Consider the following 3,572-nt stretch of genomic DNA (forward strand, 5'->3'; position numbering starts at 1 on the left):
TCAAAGGGCGCGTTTTTTTGGTTACTTTTTTATCAAGAAAAAAGTAACAACAAAAATTCATTTTCTACTAATTTCGTGAACGCAAACCAAAGAGTTGCTAAATATAATCGAAGAAAAACCACAGTCGTGAATGGATACAAAATTTTTAGAGCCTATGATTACGATTTTTACACTTTTAAGTGAGATAAAAAGACAAAAAAAGAATGAGAAGATACACCACTTAATGGTATTTCTTCTGCTCTGGTGACCGAACGCAAGTATTTATTATCATTTTTTGACTTATGGGTAATAGTAAGAGCTCTAATAGGTGATTACCGAAACTTTTTACAGAGCGCTTGATTTTTTGTTCACTTTTTGATCAAGCAAAAAGTGATATAAAATCGCTTTTTTACCACCAATGTCGCCAACAAGATACGTCTGCAAAGTAGCTGTTCAGGCAATGGGGTCTACTTAAGGATGACTAACATGGGTAGATTTAAGCCGTAAGGTATTTTCCCCTTACTTTTTTCTTGATAAAAAAGTAACTTTAACCATTCATTACTTTCGCCAATAGTGGTGAATAGATACAAGATTTTTAACAAAAAACATTGAAATAAGCTATGGTTATATCTCTTATTGCCGCGATGGCATTAAACGGGGTCATTGGCAAGGACAATAAACTGCCTTGGCATATTCCTGCTGATTTACAAGAATTTAAAAAAAATACACTAGGCCATCATTTAGTAATGGGTAGTCAAACATTTCGTTCTATTGGTCGTCTTTTGCCTAATCGAACAAGCATAGTTGTTAGTACAAAAATGGATCAATCAGTTGTTGGTTATCATGTAGTAAGAAGTATAGCCGAAGCTATAAGTTTAGCAAAAACACAAGGAGAATCGGAGTTGTTTGTGATTGGAGGAGGGTCCATTTACCGCCAAACTTTACCTTTAGCCCATAGAATTTACTTAACAAAAATCCATGCTATATTAGCAGGAGATACCTATTTTCCTATGTTAGGGAAAGAATGGGTGCAACGTGTAGTACGTTCCTTTAAAGCAGATAATAAAAATAGCTATGATTATGAGTTTATTGTCTTAGAAAAAGAATGTTAAAGGATGATTCTTAGCTATCAGGCCATCATGTGGCTTAAAAAATAAATTGGATGAACTATTAAACAGATAAAAATAAAAACTTTTAAGTTTTTTTTATTAGATTGCATCTATTTATAAGCCCAGGCCCCGTGTTCAAAATCACAAAATAAAGAATAATCATGGAGTTTACGGTATCATCAGCTTTGCTTTCACAGCAGCTAACTGCTATTAGCGGGGTTATAGCCCGTAATCCAGTTGTCCCAATTTTAGAAAATTTTCTTTTTGAGGTAGATCATGATCGTTTAGTCGTTACAGCATCAGATTTACAAGTTTCGATTAGTGCTTCTTTGGCGATTCAATCAGATGACCAACTAAGTGTGGCCATACCGGCTCGTATGTTGCTGGATACAGTTAAGAACCTACCAGAACAGCCTATTAAACTCGAAATTAACCCAAATTCTTATACTGTTTCTATTAAATCTGATAATGGGCAATATAAATTGGCAGGAGAAAGTGCTAATGATTTCCCCCAACTAGCTAGTTTAGATGATGGCATCACCTTAGATGTAGAAGTGGAGGTATTGAAAAATATTTTGCAAAAAACTATATTTGCGACTAGTAATGATGAATTAAAACCTGCTATGTCTGGTGTCTACATAGAATTGACCCATGCTATGGCTACTTTTGTCGCTACGGATGGACATCGCTTAGTGCGTTATATTCGTCAAGATTTGGCAGCCTCTACACAAAGCCCCATTATTGTGCCTAAAAAAGCATTGATACTTTTAAATGGTCTACTAAGTAGTAAAGATAAGCAAGTTGGCGTTACTTTTGATCGACATAAAATCCAATTTACTATTGATAACATTAGCATGATTAGTAGATTAGTCGATGAACGATATCCAGATTATGAGAATGTTATACCCAAGGAACATACCAGTAAGCTTACCATAAGCAAGCCTGCGTTGGTGAGTGCGCTTAGGCGTGCGGCTATTTATGCTAATAAAGCTACCCATCAGGTCAAGTTAATCATTGTAGCAAATCAATTGACGCTTGTAGCAGAAGATTTAGACTTTTCTAATGAAGCACAAGAACAGCTGATTTGTACCTATGAAGGCGATCCGCTGGAGATAGGCTTTAATGCCAAGCTTTTACTAGACATGCTTGGTAGTATCACCACAGAAGAGGTAGAGTTCTTTTTCTGGGGGGCTAATAAAGCGGTGTTAATTTTTCCTAAAGGACAAAATCAACAAGAGCATTTGCTGTTATTGATTATGCCTATTATTTTTTAGCCAGGCTTTTTTGCACTTTATTTAATATTGAATTTGATCGTTACATAGCTATGCCATACATCGTTTATATATTTAAGTTGTTTTTTCTTTTTTTATTATTCACACCAAGGCTTGCTTACGCCAAGTCATCTGATAGTCAAATAAATCAATTAATTGTTTTATTTCATGGATTAGGTAACCATGCAGCCTCTTTTCATACTATGAAGCAGGAGCTGGAACAAACCTTTCCGGCTGCTTCTGTAGTTGCCCTAACGAGTGTAGAAGGTGCCCAGAGTGTAGAGCTTTCTATAAAACAACAAGCTGAAATGAACTTTAAGGAGCTTGCTAGTAAGGTAGAAAACCTACAAGATAAATCTATACTACTAGTAGGTCATAGTCAAGGAGGCCTACGCGCTTATACTTTTCTCAAGCAGTACCAAGGTCTTTTATCTATAAAAGGGCTGATTACGTTAGCCGCTCCATGGGAAGGAGCGCCTGGAGCTAGGGTAGATGCTGCCATGCTATCAGCTCATTTGACTAATCCTGTTTTAGATGATCTGCGTAGGCTTTCGCTTACATTGGGTTATTCTGAGCATGCGCTTGAAGAGCAGCTTATGTTCAATATACAAAGCAATCAAGCCGTATGTCTTTATCCTGGTGGAAAAGACTTGATGAGAGGTAGTGTTTTTTTAAATGAGCTACAAGCCTTACTTCGTGACGAAAAAATACCCATACTAGCCATAGGAGGAGGGCAGAGTGACTTCAGAGCTCTTTTGAATAAGAAAAGCACCCATCGTTTTAAGGCTTTACATGACATGTATACTTTTTTTGTAGTGGGCGAAAAATACTTTACTTGCCATCATGATATGCAACTTCCACTTGATAGCCAGCATGCGTTGCATGTTCTCTGTAAGAGGAAGAAAAATTTCAAAAGAGTTTTTATTAAAGATGCGTTTCATAGTAGTCATGTTTTAGCTATACCGGTACCAAAGTCCAAAAATATACTTGCACATCCTCGTGTCTTGGATGCCATTATAAAGTTTGCTAAAAACCTATTTAAGGCTACATAAAGGTATCTTTACGACTTTGGTAAAATCAGCAACTATTTGCTCATGATTTGATTTTTGTATCTGTTCAAGCAATAGCGCCAATTGTAAAATAGTTGCGATCAGAAAGTGACCCTTATAGCTGAAATAGAGAAACAGCTGCAATGATGTTGCAGGGTGGATTC

General features: G+C 36.4%; 3 protein-coding genes. All 3 read left to right on the forward strand.

From position 1 onward, the window contains the following. The first annotated feature begins 599 nt into the window (after nucleotides 1-599). The 3 genes from MUW73_RS00495 (at nucleotide 600) to MUW73_RS00505 (ending at nucleotide 3,411) form a co-directional block, all read left to right on the forward strand. The gene (locus MUW73_RS00495; RefSeq protein WP_243018075.1) at nucleotides 600-1,091 is read left to right on the forward strand and encodes a dihydrofolate reductase; all 492 of its coding nucleotides are present in this window, start codon (nucleotides 600-602) and stop codon (nucleotides 1,089-1,091) included. A gap of 158 nt (nucleotides 1,092-1,249) precedes the next feature. After that, nucleotides 1,250-2,362 carry a DNA polymerase III subunit beta gene (gene dnaN, locus MUW73_RS00500; RefSeq protein ID WP_243018076.1) on the forward strand — a complete coding sequence of 371 codons (1,113 nt, stop codon included), beginning with the start codon at nucleotides 1,250-1,252 and terminating at the stop codon, nucleotides 2,360-2,362. Nucleotides 2,363-2,412: 50 nt separating this feature from the next. Next, nucleotides 2,413-3,411, forward strand: coding sequence for an alpha/beta hydrolase (locus MUW73_RS00505; protein WP_243018077.1), 999 nt, complete (start codon nucleotides 2,413-2,415; stop codon nucleotides 3,409-3,411). Nucleotides 3,412-3,572 lie beyond the last annotated feature (161 nt).

Source organism: Candidatus Cardinium sp. cByotN1 (assembly GCF_022810525.1).
Classification (GTDB): Bacteria; Bacteroidota; Bacteroidia; order Cytophagales; family Amoebophilaceae; genus Cardinium.